General features: G+C 41.7%; 18 protein-coding genes. 9 read left to right on the forward strand and 9 right to left on the reverse strand.

The window, feature by feature from the left end; genetic code table 11:
• Positions 1–48: 48 nt before the first annotated feature.
• The 3 genes from FTU46_RS09520 to FTU46_RS09530 form a co-directional block, all read right to left on the reverse strand.
• On the reverse strand, positions 49–726 hold the full coding sequence (locus tag FTU46_RS09520) for a type 1 glutamine amidotransferase domain-containing protein (protein ID WP_180104871.1): 678 nt from the start codon (positions 724–726) through the stop codon (positions 49–51).
• 174 nt (positions 727–900) lie between these two features.
• Complete coding sequence (locus tag FTU46_RS09525; protein ID WP_166138732.1) at positions 901–1,065, reverse strand: hypothetical protein; 165 nt, start codon at positions 1,063–1,065, stop codon at positions 901–903.
• A gap of 227 nt (positions 1,066–1,292) precedes the next feature.
• Positions 1,293–2,162 (reverse strand): SDR family oxidoreductase, encoded by an 870-nt coding sequence (locus FTU46_RS09530; protein ID WP_180104872.1) that lies wholly within the window; start codon positions 2,160–2,162, stop codon positions 1,293–1,295.
• A gap of 378 nt (positions 2,163–2,540) precedes the next feature.
• Here FTU46_RS09530 and FTU46_RS09535 point away from each other — a divergent pair, with 378 nt between their 5' ends.
• From FTU46_RS09535 to FTU46_RS09545, 3 genes are read left to right on the forward strand one after another with little or no spacing between them, the layout of a single operon-like run.
• Positions 2,541–3,764: an efflux RND transporter periplasmic adaptor subunit gene (locus FTU46_RS09535; protein WP_180104873.1), complete on the forward strand. Its 1,224-nt coding sequence runs from the start codon at positions 2,541–2,543 to the stop codon at positions 3,762–3,764.
• Positions 3,761–4,984 carry an ABC transporter permease gene (locus FTU46_RS09540; RefSeq protein ID WP_179993038.1) on the forward strand — a complete coding sequence of 408 codons (1,224 nt, stop codon included), beginning with the start codon at positions 3,761–3,763 and terminating at the stop codon, positions 4,982–4,984. The genes FTU46_RS09535 and FTU46_RS09540 overlap by 4 nt, the downstream gene beginning before the upstream one ends.
• Positions 4,977–5,708 carry an ABC transporter ATP-binding protein gene (locus FTU46_RS09545; protein ID WP_180104874.1) on the forward strand — a complete coding sequence of 244 codons (732 nt, stop codon included), beginning with the start codon at positions 4,977–4,979 and terminating at the stop codon, positions 5,706–5,708. The genes FTU46_RS09540 and FTU46_RS09545 overlap by 8 nt, the downstream gene beginning before the upstream one ends.
• 63 nt (positions 5,709–5,771) lie before the next feature.
• Here FTU46_RS09545 and FTU46_RS09550 read toward each other — a convergent pair whose 3' ends face one another.
• Positions 5,772–6,083, reverse strand: coding sequence for a metalloregulator ArsR/SmtB family transcription factor (locus FTU46_RS09550; RefSeq protein ID WP_166138819.1), 312 nt, complete (start codon positions 6,081–6,083; stop codon positions 5,772–5,774).
• Positions 6,084–6,182: 99 nt separating this feature from the next.
• Between FTU46_RS09550 and FTU46_RS09555 the strand changes: the two genes are divergently transcribed.
• The 6 genes from FTU46_RS09555 to FTU46_RS09580 all read left to right on the forward strand — a co-directional run bounded on the left by FTU46_RS09555 (position 6,183) and on the right by FTU46_RS09580 (position 11,249).
• Positions 6,183–6,599: a YeeE/YedE family protein gene (locus FTU46_RS09555; protein ID WP_034170880.1), complete on the forward strand. Its 417-nt coding sequence runs from the start codon at positions 6,183–6,185 to the stop codon at positions 6,597–6,599.
• Positions 6,600–7,016, forward strand: coding sequence for a DUF6691 family protein (locus tag FTU46_RS09560; RefSeq protein ID WP_034170881.1), 417 nt, complete (start codon positions 6,600–6,602; stop codon positions 7,014–7,016). It begins immediately after the preceding gene.
• Between the two features lie 2 nt (positions 7,017–7,018).
• On the forward strand, positions 7,019–7,894 hold the full coding sequence (locus FTU46_RS09565) for an MBL fold metallo-hydrolase (RefSeq protein WP_180104875.1): 876 nt from the start codon (positions 7,019–7,021) through the stop codon (positions 7,892–7,894).
• A 118-nt stretch (positions 7,895–8,012) separates the two neighbouring features.
• Positions 8,013–8,438, forward strand: a complete 426-nt coding sequence (locus FTU46_RS09570; protein ID WP_180104876.1) for a hypothetical protein — start codon at positions 8,013–8,015, stop codon at positions 8,436–8,438.
• Between the two features lie 38 nt (positions 8,439–8,476).
• Positions 8,477–10,369: a copper resistance system multicopper oxidase gene (locus FTU46_RS09575; protein WP_180104877.1), complete on the forward strand. Its 1,893-nt coding sequence runs from the start codon at positions 8,477–8,479 to the stop codon at positions 10,367–10,369.
• Positions 10,356–11,249 (forward strand): copper resistance protein B, encoded by an 894-nt coding sequence (locus tag FTU46_RS09580; RefSeq protein WP_180104878.1) that lies wholly within the window; start codon positions 10,356–10,358, stop codon positions 11,247–11,249. The genes FTU46_RS09575 and FTU46_RS09580 overlap by 14 nt, the downstream gene beginning before the upstream one ends.
• A gap of 378 nt (positions 11,250–11,627) precedes the next feature.
• Here the strand turns inward: FTU46_RS09580 and FTU46_RS09585 are convergent, their stop codons facing one another.
• The 5 genes from FTU46_RS09585 to cynS all read right to left on the reverse strand — a co-directional run bounded on the left by FTU46_RS09585 (position 11,628) and on the right by cynS (position 17,154).
• Positions 11,628–13,187 (reverse strand): PepSY domain-containing protein, encoded by a 1,560-nt coding sequence (locus FTU46_RS09585; protein WP_180104879.1) that lies wholly within the window; start codon positions 13,185–13,187, stop codon positions 11,628–11,630.
• Between the two features lie 3 nt (positions 13,188–13,190).
• On the reverse strand, positions 13,191–13,469 hold the full coding sequence (locus FTU46_RS09590; RefSeq protein WP_166138842.1) for a hypothetical protein: 279 nt from the start codon (positions 13,467–13,469) through the stop codon (positions 13,191–13,193).
• 45 nt (positions 13,470–13,514) lie between these two features.
• Complete coding sequence (locus FTU46_RS09595; RefSeq protein ID WP_180104880.1) at positions 13,515–14,126, reverse strand: DUF4198 domain-containing protein; 612 nt, start codon at positions 14,124–14,126, stop codon at positions 13,515–13,517.
• A 72-nt stretch (positions 14,127–14,198) separates the two neighbouring features.
• Positions 14,199–16,355 carry a TonB-dependent siderophore receptor gene (locus tag FTU46_RS09600; RefSeq protein WP_180104881.1) on the reverse strand — a complete coding sequence of 719 codons (2,157 nt, stop codon included), beginning with the start codon at positions 16,353–16,355 and terminating at the stop codon, positions 14,199–14,201.
• A gap of 349 nt (positions 16,356–16,704) precedes the next feature.
• Positions 16,705–17,154, reverse strand: coding sequence for a cyanase (gene cynS, locus FTU46_RS09605; protein WP_004785763.1), 450 nt, complete (start codon positions 17,152–17,154; stop codon positions 16,705–16,707).
• Positions 17,155–17,332 lie beyond the last annotated feature (178 nt).

Here is a 17,332-nt window from a genome sequence, read left to right on the forward strand (position 1 = left end):
TACCAGCAAATAAGTAACTGGTCTCCAATGACTTATATCTGGATGAAATTATTTTAATAACTTTAACAGCGCCTCAGCCGTTGCAGCAGAAGATGCCGGATTCTGTCCGGTAATTAACAGGCCATCTTGCTGTACATGCACTTGCCAGTCCTCAGCCTTGGAATACTGTCCGCCTTTTTCTTTCAGCGTATCTTCAACTAAAAATGGCACGATATCAGTCAGGCCAACACCATCTTCTTCAGTGTTACTAAAGCCAGTCACTGATTTACCTTCGACGATAGGTCGGCCTTCTGCATTTTTAACATCGCGAAGCACACCCGGTGCATGACAGACAAGTGCCACAGGTTTATTGGCCTGTAGAGTCTGTTCAATTAAGGAAATAGAATTCTGGTCATTGGCCAGATCCCATAACGGTCCGTGACCACCCGGATAAAAGATCGCATCAAAATCCTGATTCAGCACATCACTTAATTTATGCGTATTGGCAAGAGCCTGCATGGCCACTTCATCTGCTTCAAAACGTTTGGTTGTTTCGGTTTGCGCATCAGGTTCATTGCTTTTTGGATCAAGTGGTGGCTGGCCACCGGCTGGAGAGGCCAACGTTACGTCTGCGCCTGCATCAATAAAAGTGTAATAAGGAGCAGCCAGTTCTTCGAGCCAGAATCCGGTTTTTTTACCCGTTTCGCCAAGTTGATCATGGGAGGTTAATATAATCAGAATTTTCATATTTTTCCTTAAAATTATCTTGAATGATTTGATGGAATAACAAAACAGAGGAAAGAATCTGAATACCTAAGGCCATCAGACTTTTTCGATTGCTTAAAAAATAAAAGGAATAAAATCTAGATAGTTGAATTGATGCTAAATCAATAGCATCACTTTCCTTGAACTTTGGATAGCTCAGTTTTTCTTTTTCTTGCCACCGCCGTCCTGCTTATTCACAGTCGACCAGGCAATACGCTCTGCTTCGTCTTCAGGACGACCACGATCTTTTTCACTGTCTTCAATATGCTTAGCCTGTCGTTTTTGCTTTTCGGTATAAGCTGATTTATCACCTCTAGACATTTTACTATCCTCATCAGGTAGGGTCTGAAATCACTATAACAAGGGATTATTTTGGCGCGGGTAATCATCTGTCAGGATTTGTTTGAATTGTTTTATAGCTTTAAGATGAATTTTATAGATATCCATCAAATTCTGTTTTTCAAAGATTCTAAAACTAAAACGTATTAAATATTTCAGAAAAAAGTAGATAACAGCTAGAAAGGCTGTTATCTACTTTCAAACTTTGATTAGCCGTTAATAATACTGCCGCCATTTACATGAATGACCTGACCTGAAATATAGCTGGCTTCTTCACTGGCCAGAAATAAATAGGCAGGAGCGACTTCACTCGGTTGTCCCATACGTCCCATTGGTGTCTGTTTACCAAAATCTTCCAGTTGTTCTTCATCAAAGCTACTTGGAATGAGTGGTGTCCAGATTGGGCCTGGTGCAACACCATTCACACGAATTCCGGTTTTATTTTTCGCCAGATTGGTAGATAAGCTGCGGGTAAAAGAAGTAATCGCACCTTTGGTGCTTGAATAGTCTATCAGTGTGTCATGTCCATGATAGCTGGTGATACTGGTGGTATTGATAATACTGTCACCTGCCTGCATATGTGGAAGTACCGCCTGAGTCAGATGGAACATGGACAGGATATTGACATTGAAGGTCTTGAATAACTGGTCTGGAGAAATATCGGTAATACTGTCCTGCGGATACTGCACACCTGCATTATTTACCAGAATATTAATGGTTTTAAATTCCTGAAGGGTCTGCTCAACCATTTTCTTGATTTCATCAGGATGCTGTAAATCGCATTGAATCAGCAGACAACGTCGTCCTTCTGCTTCAACCATTTTTTTGGTATCAAGCGCATCCTGATCTTCATCCAGATAGCAAATGGCAATATCGGCGCCTTCGCGGGCAAACAATACTGATACAGAGCGACCAATCCCGCTGTCACCACCTGTAATGAGTGCTACTTTGCCTTTTAATTTATCGCTACCTTTATAATTCTCTTTAATGACTTCCGGGGTAGGATCCATTTTAGTCTGGTCACCCGGTTGATGGGCTTGGGTTTCAGTTGAAGCTGGAGTTTCAGGATAGTTATTCATATTTTTTCCATGATTGCTCTTGATGAAAAAATATATTAGGAGCTTTTAGTTGGGATTGAATTAGACTCAACATTTCATAACAGAACCTGTGCAAGATTTAGCATTTATACATTTAGCTTAAATTGACACTTTAGAACTGCCTGTTTTGGTTATTCAAATTTCACTTCTAGAATGAAATATCGGGTTTATTTTTAGGGAAAAGAGCGATAAGCAGAAATATACCTTCAGCGGATTACAGAAGAGTTAAGTCGATTTAGGAACCAATCTGCAAAATAAAACCAATAACTTATTTACAACCAAATAAATCTAAAATATACAGCTAGATAAGCTACAAGTATTTCTTTACAACTGCGCTTTTAACCAGAATGGAGAAGCACATTGCGCGCTATCCGCTATAAATATATTGTCCTGATCCTTTTAATTTTGCTCGTTGCATTTGGTGTATTTCGCTGGTGGCAAGGGCCACAAGTCACAGGTTATACCTTAGAGCCGATGCCGCTGGTGCAATCAGTGGTTGCCACCGGGCAGGTCATCACCGTTTCACGTGCTCAAGTCGGTAGTGAAGTAACCGGCGTGGTACTAGAACGTCGGGTCAAGGAAGGCGATCGGGTCAAACCGGGCGATTTGCTAGTTGTACTTAAATCGGATGAACTGGCAGCCCAAGTTCGTCAGGCAGAAGTCGCATTGAATGAACTGGCAACCAATCGCCGTCCACAAGCCTCAGCAGAGTTAGCTTCAGCAAAAGCTCAGCTGGAACAGGCCAGCCGTGAAGCGACGCGTCGTCGCAATGCCGAAGCAGGCATCCTTTCGGCAGAAGAAATTGAACAGGCTGTAGAGGCAGAAAGGGTAGCACGCAATAATTATGAAACTGTGCGTTTAAAAGCAGCTGCACTGGCACCTGGTCAGGTAGAGGAGGCTTCATTGCGTGAGCAGCTTTCGGTAGCACAGGCTCAACTGGCTAAAACTAAAATCCGGGCAACTGTTGCTGGAACGGTGCTGACCCGTGATGTTGAGCCTGGCGATCTGGTTCAGCCAGGACGTACCTTATTTACCATTGCAATGGATGGTAATACCGAAATCCGTGTACCACTGGATGAACGTAATCTGTCACGACTGGCGTTGTCCCAGAAAGCCACTGCAATTGCCGATGCTTATCCGGATAAACCTTTTCCGGCACGAATTAATTTTATTGCACCGAGTATCGATCCTCAACGCGGCACGGTAGAAGTGCGTCTATCGGTTGATCCGGTACCTGATTTCCTGCGTCAGGATATGACGGTATCGGTTAATGTCGAGACAGGTCGCCGTGATCGTACCTTAGCGATTCCGAATGATGCGCTAGGGAAAGTACAGGGCGATCAGGCCACCGTATTACTGGTACGTGATAGCAAAATCCAGCGACAAAAAGTGCAACTGGGTCTGCGCGGACTTGCCATGTCTGAAGTGATTTCCGGTTTAAAAGCGGGTGATCAGGTACTGTCAGATGCAAATTCAACTTTAAAAGATGGCACACGAGTTCGATTTAAGCCCAAAGAAATCAACTATGCTGAACAGAACAATGATGTCAGCAATAAAAACGAATTACCGGTGAAATTCGAGTGAAAAAATTACTAGGGCGTCTCTGGATCGAATGGAAGATCGCAATCAGTTTTTTGCGAGAAGGCCGGATGCAGTCTCTGATGATTACAGTGGGTGTTGCTGTAGGGGTGTCTGTGATTGTTTTTATCTCGGCACTGATACAGGGCTTGCAGTCTAATATCATCGAAAGGACTTTAGGGACACAGGCACATATCCGTTTATTGTCTCCCGATGAAGTGAACCAAGTTATACCCGCACCCGCAGGCACTGTGCAGCTGGTTCTAGAAGATAAACGGGCCCAAAGACTACGCTCTATCAATAATTGGCAAGAGGTCGTGACGACCTTGGATCAGGTGCCTTTATTGACAGCTGTTTCTCCAGTAGTTTCTGGACCTGCATTCGCACAGCGTGGTGAAGCTCAGGAATCGGTTGCGCTGGTGGGCATGGATCCAGAACGTTATCAGAAAATAATTCCACTCAAAGAATATATGATCAGTGGGCAGTTACGTGTCGGTGCAGATGATGTAATGATTGGCAGTCAGCTGGCTAAAGATCTGGGTGTACAGGTGGGTAGCAAATTACGATTAGACACCGGTCAGGACAACAGTACTGTCGTAAATATTTCCGGAATTTTTGAACTTGGAGTACGTGAGCTGGATTCGCGCTATGTCTATATGGATTTAAAACAGGCACAGTCCTTACTCAGCCTGCCAGGCGGGATCACTGTAATAGACCTGACGGTAGAAAATATTTTTGAAGCAGAAAATATTGCAACGCAGGTCGGGCGTTTGACTTCCTTACAGGCAGAAAGCTGGATTAAAACCAATGGTCAGTTAATGAATGCCATCTCAGCGCAGAGCCTTTCCACCAATATGATTATTATTTTTGTGGCCATCTCCGTCGCTTTTGGTATTGCTAGCGTCTTGTCAGTCAGTGTCGTACAACGGACTCGTGAAATTGGCATCTTAAGGGCAACAGGGGCCACACAAAGACAAATCCTGCGCGTTTTCCTGTTTCAGGGCGCAATTTTTGGCTTGTTGGGGTCTATTATCGGCAGTGCAGTCAGTTATTTGCTGGTCTGGATCTTTAATGAATTTGGCCCAGGCCTGTTCTATATCCCAATTTCAATCAATCTGCTATTGCTGGCTTTATTGCTGGCCACATTGACTGGTGTAGTGGCAGCGGCTATACCATCCCGTCGTGCTGCGGCACTTGATCCTGTGGAGGCAATTCGTCATGTCTGATTCATCGAATGAAGTCTTGCGGCTGGAAGCACTACGTAAATCTTATAATATTGGTCAGCCTAATGAAGTCGATGTTCTGCATGGCATTGATTTGTGTATTGAACGTAATGACTTTGCAGCACTAATTGGTCCTTCAGGCTCGGGGAAAAGTACTTTATTGAATATTCTGGGTCTATTGGACCAGCCAACTAGCGGTGAACTATATCTGCTTGGTCAACCCACCAGCCGTATGGATGACGCTGCACGTACCGCATTACGCGGCAGCAGTATTGGATTTGTATTTCAGTTTCATCATCTGATTCAAGCTTTTAATGCATTAGACAATGTCCTTATGCCGTTAATGATGGCGCATGGAAAGCCTGATCAAAAAGCTCTAGACCGAGCCTATGAACTTCTGGCTGCAGTCGGGCTGGAAAAGTATGCACATCGAAAACCGAATGAGCTTTCCGGCGGGCAACAGCAACGTGTTGCAATCGCTCGAGCACTCATTACAGAACCTGCCTTGTTGCTGGCCGATGAACCGACCGGGAACCTGGATACCCAGACCGCGTCTGAAGTTTTTGAACTGTTTCGTAAAGTAAATAAGGAACAGGGCTGTGCCATTTTGCTGGTGACTCATGATCCGCGCTTGTCTGTTAGTTGTGATCGCACCATCAAGTTAGTTGACGGCCTGATTCAAAGTGATACCAGAACAGCTCCAGCAGATATTCCTGAAAATACTTAATTTTTAAATATTTTAAGAATTTGTATTCTCCAATTATGGATAAATAAAGATTTTTCTTATCACTTAAGCCTTGCAATAAAGCTGATACAAGGTTTGCATCAGGGTAAGTACTTTGGGGTCGGAAAGCTGATAGAAAATCTGCTTTCCTTCACGACGCGTGCTGACCATTTCGGCTTTTCGGAGCACCGTAAGTTGTTGTGAGAGAGTGGGTTGGTTAATATCTGTTTGTAGCTCAATCTGTTGCACATTCATTTCACTATCGACCAGTACACATAGAATTTTCAGTCGGTCAGAATTCGACAACACTTTTAAGCGTTCGCTTACCACATGAGCCTGAGAAAAATCAATACGTGTCTGAGTTTCATCTGCTGTCATATAAAAAACCTGTATTAGTCACACAATATTTAAAAACCGTCTTGATTAATATTTATAATTATATAATATAAAATTATATATTTTAAGTGGAATATGCTCATGCATGACTTTTTGGCAGCGTTTCTCGGTGGATTACTGCTTGGTCTTTCAGTGGTCGGCTATCTGTATGTGAATGGCCGTATTGCGGGCGTGAGTGGGTTGGTTGGGCAGGTACTTAATCGAAAGACAATTTTCAAAACTCCTGCGGTCTGGTTTTTAGCAGGACTATTTATAGTTCCATTTATCTACGGCGTATTGTTTCAGCCAGAAATTGAGCTGAATGCCAGCCCATGGATGATGGTCATTGCCGGTTTGCTGGTTGGTTTTGGTACACGTTTAGGTTCAGGTTGTACCAGTGGACATGGCATCTGTGGGATTAGCCGTCTGTCAAATCGCTCCTTTGTTGCGACCGGGTCTTTTATGCTGGCGGGATTTATCACGGTTTATGTTGTTCGTCATCTGGTTGGAGCTATCTAAATGAAAAATCTATTCGCTTTTCTATTTGGTGGCCTGTTTTCAGTCGGCTTAATGCTCTCAGGTATGTCTAATCCTGAAAAAGTTCTGGATTTTCTGGATCTGTTTGGGGATTGGGATGCCAGTCTTGCCTTTGTCATGATGGGGGCAATTCTGGTGGCTTTTATTCCTTTCCAGAAAGCTAAACATAATCCACATCCGACCACTTTATTTAATGAACCCATTGATTTACCAAAGAATCAAAAGATTGATCCTAAACTGCTGTCGGGTAGTTTATTATTTGGTATCGGTTGGGGAATTGCAGGCATTTGTCCGGCACCCAGTTTTACCCTGATTGGTTTGGGACATTATCAAGCCTTGTATTTTATTGCAGCTATGCTGCTTGGGGTCTGGATTCACCGTAAATGGGCAGGAGTATAAATATGACACAGCAGCCAAACGTCAAAGCGTTTTTTGATAAAAATACCAATACTTTTAGTTATGTGGTGAGCGATCCTCAAACTGCCCAATGTGCCATTATTGATAGCGTGCTGGATTACGATGCTGCGTCTGCCACTACATCGACCGAGCATGCCGATCAGATGATTGCCTATGTAAAATCAAAAGGTTTGACCGTGGAATGGATTCTGGAAACCCATGTGCATGCTGATCATCTGACAGCTGCCCATTATCTGAAGCAGCAATTAGGTGGCAAGATTGCAATCAGTAAGAAAATTGCGCTGGTGCAGGAAACTTTTGCCGAGATATATCATCTGGACATGAAACAGATCAATGCGCATCAGCCTTTTGACTATCTGTTTGAGGATGGTGAGCATTTCAAGATTGGAGAACTGGAAGTTTATAATATTCCTACGCCAGGCCATACACCTGCCTGTTTAAGCTATGTGATTGGTGATGCCGTCTTTGTAGGGGATACACTGTTTATGCCGGACTATGGCACGGCTCGTTGTGATTTTCCAAATGGCAGTGCCTCGGTTTTATATGATTCTGTTCACAAGCTGTTTCAGCTCCCGGAAAGCACCCGTGTATTTTTGTGTCATGACTATTTGCCAGAGTCACGTCATGAATATCAATGTGAAACCACGATTCAGCAGCAAAAACAGCAAAATATTCATATCCGTGAAGGGATTAGCAAATCTGAATTTGTGCAGATGCGTCGGCAGCGTGATGCGGGTCTAAGTATGCCAAAGCTGATTTTGCCTGCGATCCAGATTAATATGAATGGCGGACAGTTCCCAATGCCAGAAGCCAATGGCGTGTCTTATTTGAAGCTGCCGCTAAATTATTTTAAGAAGTGATCAATTTATCAGGAACAAAATATTAATCTTTAAATTAAGCGCTTATAAAGTTTGCGAATTTTAATATTCCACCCTATGCTATTTGGGTTAACTCATTTTTATATTTTCAGGGTGCATCGTGCTCAGACAGTTCTTTAAACAGATCTGGTTTGTGATGCTTATGGTATTCGCCGTAAGCTGGAGCGGCATGTCGATTGCTTCAGCAAAAACAATGCATCTGGAAACGTCAGCCAAGCAGATGAGTTCCCATTGTCAGGAAATGGCAAAAATAGAGAAGTTACATAGCCAGCATCAAGCTATGCATGGTTCTGCTCATGATATGAGTCAGGACATGGATTGCCACTCCGATTTAAATGAACACAAAGATGACTGTCTGGATTGTATTTATAGCTCTTGCCATAACCTGAGTAGCTGGATCGATGTGGAAATCTCGAAGTTATCTCTCCCTGAGATCCATGTTTTAGAAACTACTTTTATTTCTAATTATCAAGCCAAGCACCTTGCCGGGTATTGGCAGGAAATTCTGCGCCCACCTAAAGCTTAATCCTCGTTATTAATATTTCAAAAATCAAGGATTAAGTTATGTCGATTAAAATTAGTCAAAGCCTGTTATTGGGCTTAAGTTTAGTGATCTCGTCTTCATTATTGGCTGCTGTAAAAGAATATCAGCTGGTTATTGATGAAGGTCCAGTCAATATCACCGGTAAAACCGTACAACGTATTACAGTGAATGGAAAATTTCCTGCACCTTTACTGGAATTTGAGGAAGGTGATGAGGCGATTATTCGCGTTAAAAACAAGCTAAAGAATAAAGAAAGCTCTCTGCATTGGCATGGTTTATTGCTACCCGGCCTGATGGATGGTGTCCCCGGTTTTAACGGGTTTCAGGGCATTGCACCTAATCAGGAATTTGTCTATCGCTTTAAAATTCGTCAGAGTGGAACCTACTGGTATCATGCCCATTCCAAGGGGCAGGAACAGGACGGCCTTTACGGCGCCTTTGTAATCTATCCCAAAAACCAGGCGGAAGTTCCTGCACATGAGCAGACCGAGCGTGATTATGTGGTCATGCTTTCAGAATTTCATGAGCAGTCCGGCCAGCAGATCATGAATAATTTAAAAAAATCTGCCGAGTATTATCAAAATCAGCGTGAAACTCTGAGCGATGTTTTTCAGCAAATCAAACGGGATGGACTTAAGGCCACCTGGAATGATCGCAAAATGTGGAACCAGATGCGCATGCTGAAAACTGATCTGTCTGATGTAACCGGCTATACCTTTTTGGTGAATGGAAAAACGCCTGAACAGAACTGGATAGGACAGTTTAAACTGAATGAAAAAGTGCGATTGCGTTTTATCAATGCCTCTGCCATGTCATTTTTTGATGTGCGTATTCCACAGTTGAAAATGACGGTGGTCAGTGCAGACGGACAGCCTGTCAAACCTGTAGTTGTCGATGAATTCCGCATTGGTGCCGCAGAAACCTATGATGTGATTGTGGAGCCCACTGCGGAACATTATCAGATTGAAGCTGAATCGATTGACCGTTCCGGTTTTGCGATTGGCAGCTTACAGAATGAATTAAAGCCAGCTCATCATGCCATACACAAACCTATATCCCGTCCTCGTGCCTTATTGACCATGGAAGATATGGGACATGGCAATATGCAGGGTGAAGCACACGAGCAGATGAATCATCAGAATCATGCTAGCCATGACATAAATGTTAAAAAAGATACTGAACATTCGATGATGGGACATAAGCAGCATGCATCAGCCAAAATTATCGAACAAGGAGAGGACAATCATACCGAGCATTCAGATACTTCATCCGCTATAGATCATGTGAATCACTCAAATATGACCGGGGATATGCAACATGAAAAAGATGCCAAAACTTTTACGCAGCAACCAGTTTACGGCTGGGCCAATGCTTCTACACCGGTAGGGCATAAAGCTTTGCAATATAGCGACCTCAAATCTTTAACTCCGCAAAAAGATATTCGCGACGCAGAAAGCGAATTGGTGATTCGTTTAGGCGGCACCATGGAACGGTATATCTGGACCATGAACGGCAAGAAATTTAATGAAGCAGAGCCGCTCAAAGTGAAATTTGGGGAACGGATCAGGCTGAAATTTATCAATGACAGTATGATGGCACATCCGATGCATTTACATGGCATGTTCATGCAGCTCGAAAATGGCCAGTTTGCAATAGATATGCCGAATAAACATACAGTGATTGTCCCACCTGGAAAAACCGTTACGACTTTGCTGACTGCAGATGAACTAGGTGAATGGGCGATTCATTGTCATCTGTTGTATCACATGACTGCCGGAATGATGAATAAACTGATTGTAGCAAATGTTCAGGAAAATGACGTTTCGACTCAGAATACTGTGCGGGAAGAGCATTCCCATCATCACATGACAAAACCAGTAGAAAAACAAGGAGATGCTCATGCACACCATTAATCTTTGTTTGAAGCCTGTTTTGGCTAGTGTATTGGCGTTGGGAAATATGACTGTTTTTGCCGAAGATATATCTCAACAGCATGCTGATCATTCGATGCATCATCAACAATCACTCCAATCGTCAGAGCATCATTTAACTTCAGTAGCACCGGAAATTACTGAAAATTTAATTCCAGATTCAGCTTCAACCTATTCCAGCGAACATGATCATCGCAAGGAACATGGAGGGCAAATTTATACGCGGGTCAAACTGGACAATAAATGGATCAAAAACTCAGAAGGTGAGGGAGGCTTACAGTCTGAGAATGAGCTTCGGATTGGCACGGATGAAAATAAACTGTTCATTAAACTCAAAGCTGACAAACAAGAATCCAGAGCAACAGAATATGCAGTCCAAGCTCTGTATAGCCGGAATATTTCAGATTTCTGGGATGCTCAGGCGGGTCTTCGCTACCGTCAGGAAAATTTGGGGCAGCCTAATACTGGGCAAGATATTGAACATGTAGATGCAGTATTTGGATTCCATGGACTGGCGCCGTATTTCTTTGAAACCAATACACATCTGTATCTTGGTGAAGATGATTTTATCGGACTTGAGCTAGAAACAGAACGTGATCTGCTACTCACACAAAAACTGATTTTGCAGCCTTATGTTGAAGTTGACCTCATTTTGAAGGATAAAGCAGCCAATGCTAAAAAGACTGGAATAAGTCATGCGGCATTCGGTCTGGAAACTCGTTATGAGATCAATAAAAAGATCATGCCTTACCTTGATATTGCTTATGAATATTCCAAGGGCAACGAGAAAACTGCATGGCAGGACGCATCTGATTCTGAACAGGGCTGGCGTTATGGAATCGGTTTAAGAATGATGTTCTAAACAGATATGTATGTAAGCTAATATTTATGAGGCGGGAAAATCATTTTCTCGCCTCATATACTCAGCTATATCTTATTCTTAAGGCCTCTATAAACTTTTATATTTTTCTTTGTTTTAAATTATTCATTTTCAGAATAAATATAAATACGATTGGACTTATAACAACCCAAAGTGCCATAAAGCTAATACTACTACTGAATTGAGTTCGTAAAAGGAACAATACCAACAGTAAAAGACTGCCTGAGATCAATTTAACGATGACCGGATAACTCACAAGAAAAGAATATCGAGACTGTCTGGTTTTTAAAATCTGTTTTTCACTCACTGCATAAAAACCAAAACAGGCCATCCAGATCAGTCCTACTATTGCCATCCATATCATGAAGAAGACTCCTGCTGTGCAGTTTTAAGCTTGGCCTGAATTTTATGAACAGCTTTTTGCTGGATAGGTGTAATTTTCTGATGTAGGAAGTAAGCGAGAAGTGCCAAGATCCAGAGCATCAGATCGATACGCAAAAACAGCCAATAGTTCGCAAAAGAATCCAGATAATGCTGGGACCACAAATAATACAGGTCGATGAGTGGAAGCATAAAAGCGGCACAGATGAGAATTTTAAGCTGCGTTTTCCATAAATGCTGTTGTGGCGTTAAACAGGCCAAGATAAAACTACTCAGCCAAATACTAAAGAAGATATAGATTTCATAATTTGTGGTGCCCACAGGAATGTGAATCAAACGGTTTGCATAAAGATAAGCCAGCATGGCAATAGGTAAACCAATTATAATGGTGATATTCAGACGATTCACCAGATAATATCCAAAGTGAAAACGATCCGATTTTTTCTGCATCTGTCGTTTCAGGCTCCAGAGCAATAATCCGGAAGCGATCATGGCACAGCCTAATATGCCTGAGAAAAATAGGGCGAAACGTAAAACAGGTTCGGCAAAACGTGCCATATGCAAACCATATACTCCAGCATTCAGGGTAGCAATTGCACTGTCATTACGGGTGTTTTCAAGCAATTTGCCTGTCGTCGCATTGAATACGAGTTGTGCCTGATTGCGGGTAATAGAATGATCTTTCAATTCGGTTAAGGTAATCTGTGCCAGCTGGGTATTCGGCTGCTTCACGGTAATATTGTCAAATTCTGATTTTCCCCAGTGCTGCTGCGCCGTAGTGATAAAATGTTGAATCGGCAACATCTCCGTTTTAATGGGCACAGCAGAGGGAGCAAGCACATTTTTGGTTCGGATTTCTTCAAAATATTGAAATGGATTTTCTGGATATAGCTGCTTCATGCCAGAAGGCAAAACAATATAAAAGAAAATAGCCAGTCCAGTAAAAGTCATAGTTAAAAAGAACGGTAGCGCAATGACGGAACTGACATTATGAAAATCCAGATAGGAACGTTGTCCTTTAAAAGCTCTCAGAGTAAAGAAGTCGGTCAGAATTTTTTTATGGGTAATGATTCCGGAAATCAGGGTCATCAACATGATGAATGCAGCAATGGTGACAATCAGACGGCCAATGGTATAAGGTACGCCATATAGCTGAAAATGAAAGTTATAGAAAAAATCTCCGCCCTGTGTAGCCGAAAGCGTTAATTCCTTACCTGTCATAGCATCCAAGGTTTTAAGTTGATAAGCACCCTCTGCAGTTTGCCAATAAATTTTATTAACCGGTAAATCATGATTTGCTACCCCGATATACCAGCTCTGTGCATCAGGTGCATGTTGCTGTAAATAGCTATAAGCAGTTTTTAAAGCTGTTTCCTGGTTCACCTGCATCATGACAAATTGTGGCTGCATCCACATTGTAATTTCATGGCGATAATAGGTAACCGCACCTGTTAAAAAGATCGCGAAGAGGAGCCAGCCAAAACTTAAACCTAGCCATGAATGTAGCCATGCCATAGATTGACGGACAGATTTATGCATGGTTTAACCTATGAAACGGGAAATGACAAATAAAACAATGAGAGGAATCAGGCTATAGACTGAAAGTGTTTTAAGACTTTGGATACAGAAGATTCCAATCACAAAACAGACATAAAAAATGAGGGCAATAAAGGCAGCCAGATAAACCGATTCAGCTTTGGGTAAACTCGCCTGTAAAAAATAGGCCAGATCGAGAGCAATCAGATAACTACATAAATAACCAATACCAAAGCTCATGCCTAATCGATACAGGATAGCAAGTGGCTGAAGGGTAGAAATCATGGAAAGGCCTTTATATGAATCTGTATAAATAAATATTGAGGCAACTTAATGCACGAAGCTTAAGGTCGTAACCAGGTACTGTTTCTTATACACTTGCTGATTTAATTTTCCTGTCTTGTCTATTTCTTGACTCACCTCTAGTACATATTGACCCTTCCATGGCGTAGCAATATTAATTTGGCCCTTGTTGTTGGTCGTATAATTTTTAAGCCAGTGCTGTGGGGAATAGACAGTCACTTTGACATCCGCAGCGGGTTTACCCTGATACATGACTGTAAAAGTATTACTGTTCGGCTGAACCGGTACGATATCCAGCTCTGAGTCTGCTTTCAGGTTTTGTCTGCCGGATTTCGCGTGATAGCTGAGTAAGGATTCCCCATAGATCAGTTCATGATGGAGCTCTACATCTGCTTGATCTTTTGTAGAGTAGACCAGATGATCCTGGTGTAGTTGGGGACTAAATTGTTTTTTAGTCTGAATCGCTTTTGCTTGGCTGAATGATTTTAAGGCACCTTCTTGAGTTTCTTTAAGCTGTTCACTATATTCCCCAAAGAATGCATGTGTTTTTGCATCTGAAGCACGTTCTAGCCAAAGCATATGGGCCTGAGTAGAAAGGGTCATTGACAGTCCAAATGTCAAAGTAATGATTTTTTTCATGAATTCTACCTGATTATTGTTTACATATAAGAAAATGAGCTCCGAATATTCTTTCAAAGCTCAAGCGAAAAATTAATATTTGAATTTTACGGCCACACTGTAATTTGCCGGTGCACCATAGAAGCCTTGCTGATTCGGGAAATTAAATAAGTATTTTTCATTGGTCAGATTGTTCCCGTTGGCCTGCAAAGTAATGTGATCATTGAGTTCATAACTGGCCATCAGATTCACAAGCGCATATGCATCCTGTTTGATAATGCCTGCTTGTTGGGTAACAACACCCTCTGTAGCAGCTTCAGGAACTTCTAGATAAGTTTTATCCTGCCATTGCACACCAAGGCCCAGTTTCAGTTTTGGAATCTGTGGCACCTGATAGGTGGTCAGAAGATTAAAAGACTGATTAGGATTAAAGGTACGGGCATCACCACCGTTGATCAGATCTTTAAGACTAAACTGAGTATAGCCAAAGCTTAGGTTTAAATGGTCGGTCAGCTGTCCAGCGAGGCCAAACTCGTAGCCTTGGGAACGCAGGTCACTGACCTGAGTTGTGCGTAAAGTCGGTATACCATCAGAATCACGAAGCGGATAATTACTTTGCTCCGTTCTGAACACGGCCATGTTGGCGGTGAGCTTATCATCTAGCCAGGAACTTTTAATCCCGGCTTCATAACTTTCACCTTCAACCGGTTTATTAATACTGCCATCCAGCGCTTTAGTTGTTTGTGGACGGAAAATTGAGGTATAGCTTAGATAACCTGTATATTCAGGACTAAATTCATAAGTCAGGCCTGCATAAGGTAATAGCTTATTCTCATCATAAATCGTGTCTGTTCCATAACTGCTGCCTGTACTTTCAGCCTGAACATAGTTGGCACCTAAAAGCAGTTTCAGATCGTCAGTCATATGTAAACGGGTGGCGGCATATAGGCTTTGGTTTTTTTGCCGGATGTGCATCTCACCACTGGTTTTTGACATATCCCAAACTGGTTCGGGCGGCGTAAAACTGGATAAATCTGTGGTAAGTGGGTTGGTAAAGCTGCCTGCATAACCTAACTCATTCAGATTGTTTTCAGCCCAGATATAGCCAAAAGATGCCTCATGTTGTTGTCCCCAAAGTGGATAGGTGCCACTAAAACTCAGACTGGCCTGCTGTTCCTTGTTGTCATCAATATACATACCTGGATATAAGAAAATACCTGAAGTACCGTCAGCACCAGGTTTACCGGACAGGAATAAAAGTTTTGAATCCCGGTCAGTCCGTTTTTCCTCATAACTCAGTTTAGCTTTCCAATCAGCGCCAAGTTGTTGTTCGATCTCGGCAAAATAGTTTTTAATATTACTGTCCCAGTAGGCCCAGCTTGGACTGTAATTATAATTCCGTGAGTAACTGAGCTGCTCGCCTTCAGTATTGATCAGTGGATTAGAACCCCAATTGACACCATTCGGCTTGTGATTGGTTTCAGTATAGCCAGCAGTTATTAAGGTCGAATCAGTCAGGTCAGCCTCAACCACTGCACCAATGCCATTTTTTTCGAGTTCATAGTGATCCAGATAACTATCACCTGTCTGCTGATAGCCAAATACTCGGCCTCTGATTTTTCCATCCTGTGTCAGGGGAGAGGAAACATCTGCTTCATAACGTTGGGTATTCCATGAACCATAACTGGTATTAAACGCGGCCTGAAGTTCCTGAGTAGGGCGTTTTCTAATCATATTAATGGTAGCGCCCGGATCGCCAATACCATTATTTAAGGCATTTGCACCTTTAACGATCTCTATACGGTCAAATAAAAAGCTGTCTGGATTGTCATTATTGTAGTTATAGCCTTCAAGCGGAATCCCAACGCCGTCTACCAATACGTTTGAGATTTCAAAACCACGTGATAGATAGGAAGTTCGTTCGGTCTCCTGGTTACTTACAATGATCCCCGGTGAGTTGCGGAGTACATCACGGGTATTATCCAGTGCAAAGTCATCTAATTGTTGACGCGTCACTACATTCACTGTTTGTGGCGTTTCCTTAAGAGGAATATTTAGTTTAGAAGCTGTTGCAGAATTTTGAATAATATAGCTTTTAGTCTGTTCAGAGCTTTCTGTTGTTTGTGCTGCATCAGTGACTATCGTGATGGTAGGAAGTTGCTGACTATTTTCTGCAAAACTTTGCTGTGTCATCAATATGGCAAAACTGAGCAAAGATAGCTTGAAAGTTGGATGATTGGTATAAAACATTTTAATGAATGTAAATGATAATAATTATCGCTAATGTTATTGATTAGATATTTTTAAATCAATCTAAATACAATAGGAAATTTAAATTAAAAATTACTCATTGATAGAGGAATACTTTGCAGTTAAAGCAGATTAAAAGAAGAAGGGGTTAAGATTTTGCTTAAAATAAAAACGATTTATTTTAGTAAAATAATATGTAAATTATTGACTTCATATTAATTTTTTAAATTTATAAAGTATATTCGCTAAATTTTTTTCATGTAGAGAATGAGATTAATGCTCAAATATAAAAAGAAAAATGAAATAAAAAAAAGCCATCACATTGATGGCTTTTTATAAATGATATTGATCAATAAGTTTTATAAGGTAAGAACTTGCCAGACAATACGACATTGACACGGTCGCCATTCGGATTTTCTTCGCGTTGAATATCCATACTAAAATCAATCGCGCTCATAATACCGTCACCAAATTCTTCATGAATCAGTTCTTTAATGGTAGAACCATATACATTCACCACTTCATACCAACGATAAATTAAAGGATCGGTCGGTACGCTGGTTGGCAGGGAACCTTTATATGGCACGATCTGTAGCCATGCAACGGCTTCATCACTTAAGCCAAAAATCTGACCAATCTTTTCTGCTTGCTCTTTATTAAACGCCATCTGACCTAAACATGCAGCGGTTACCCATTCTTTAGAAAGACCAATCTCTTTGGCAACATCTGACCACTTAATTGACTTTAAAACTTTCGCTGAAATGATCATATCAGTTACTTGTTGACGATGGGTAATCATAATCCTCTCCATATTATTCTCAAATGAATGTATGCAGAACGGATAATGCAGATATCATGCCAACAGCATTCTAGAGTTCATGCTAAATAGAAAATGAATATTTAAGCGATTGTTAATTATTTGTGGCATAGCTTTTGCTTCTATTTCGATATACATGGCAACGACGCCATTCACCATT

It is taken from the genome of Acinetobacter sp. YH12108 (assembly GCF_013419055.1).
Taxonomy (GTDB): domain Bacteria; phylum Pseudomonadota; class Gammaproteobacteria; order Pseudomonadales; family Moraxellaceae; genus Acinetobacter.

Coding starts and splice junctions, on each gene's coding strand:
- FTU46_RS09520 (WP_180104871.1), bottom strand. CDS start 726: ATGAAAATTCTGATTATATTAACCTCCCATGATCAACTTGGCGAAACG.
- FTU46_RS09525 (WP_166138732.1), bottom strand. CDS start 1,065: ATGTCTAGAGGTGATAAATCAGCTTATACCGAAAAGCAAAAACGACAG.
- FTU46_RS09530 (WP_180104872.1), bottom strand. CDS start 2,162: ATGAATAACTATCCTGAAACTCCAGCTTCAACTGAAACCCAAGCCCAT.
- FTU46_RS09545 (WP_180104874.1), top strand. CDS start 4,977: ATGTCTGATTCATCGAATGAAGTCTTGCGGCTGGAAGCACTACGTAAA.
- FTU46_RS09550 (WP_166138819.1), bottom strand. CDS start 6,083: ATGACAGCAGATGAAACTCAGACACGTATTGATTTTTCTCAGGCTCAT.
- FTU46_RS09555 (WP_034170880.1), top strand. CDS start 6,183: ATGCATGACTTTTTGGCAGCGTTTCTCGGTGGATTACTGCTTGGTCTT.
- FTU46_RS09560 (WP_034170881.1), top strand. CDS start 6,600: ATGAAAAATCTATTCGCTTTTCTATTTGGTGGCCTGTTTTCAGTCGGC.
- FTU46_RS09565 (WP_180104875.1), top strand. CDS start 7,019: ATGACACAGCAGCCAAACGTCAAAGCGTTTTTTGATAAAAATACCAAT.
- FTU46_RS09575 (WP_180104877.1), top strand. CDS start 8,477: ATGTCGATTAAAATTAGTCAAAGCCTGTTATTGGGCTTAAGTTTAGTG.
- FTU46_RS09580 (WP_180104878.1), top strand. CDS start 10,356: ATGCACACCATTAATCTTTGTTTGAAGCCTGTTTTGGCTAGTGTATTG.
- FTU46_RS09585 (WP_180104879.1), bottom strand. CDS start 13,187: ATGCATAAATCTGTCCGTCAATCTATGGCATGGCTACATTCATGGCTA.
- FTU46_RS09590 (WP_166138842.1), bottom strand. CDS start 13,469: ATGATTTCTACCCTTCAGCCACTTGCTATCCTGTATCGATTAGGCATG.
- FTU46_RS09595 (WP_180104880.1), bottom strand. CDS start 14,126: ATGAAAAAAATCATTACTTTGACATTTGGACTGTCAATGACCCTTTCT.
- FTU46_RS09600 (WP_180104881.1), bottom strand. CDS start 16,355: ATGTTTTATACCAATCATCCAACTTTCAAGCTATCTTTGCTCAGTTTT.
- cynS (WP_004785763.1), bottom strand. CDS start 17,154: ATGATTACCCATCGTCAACAAGTAACTGATATGATCATTTCAGCGAAA.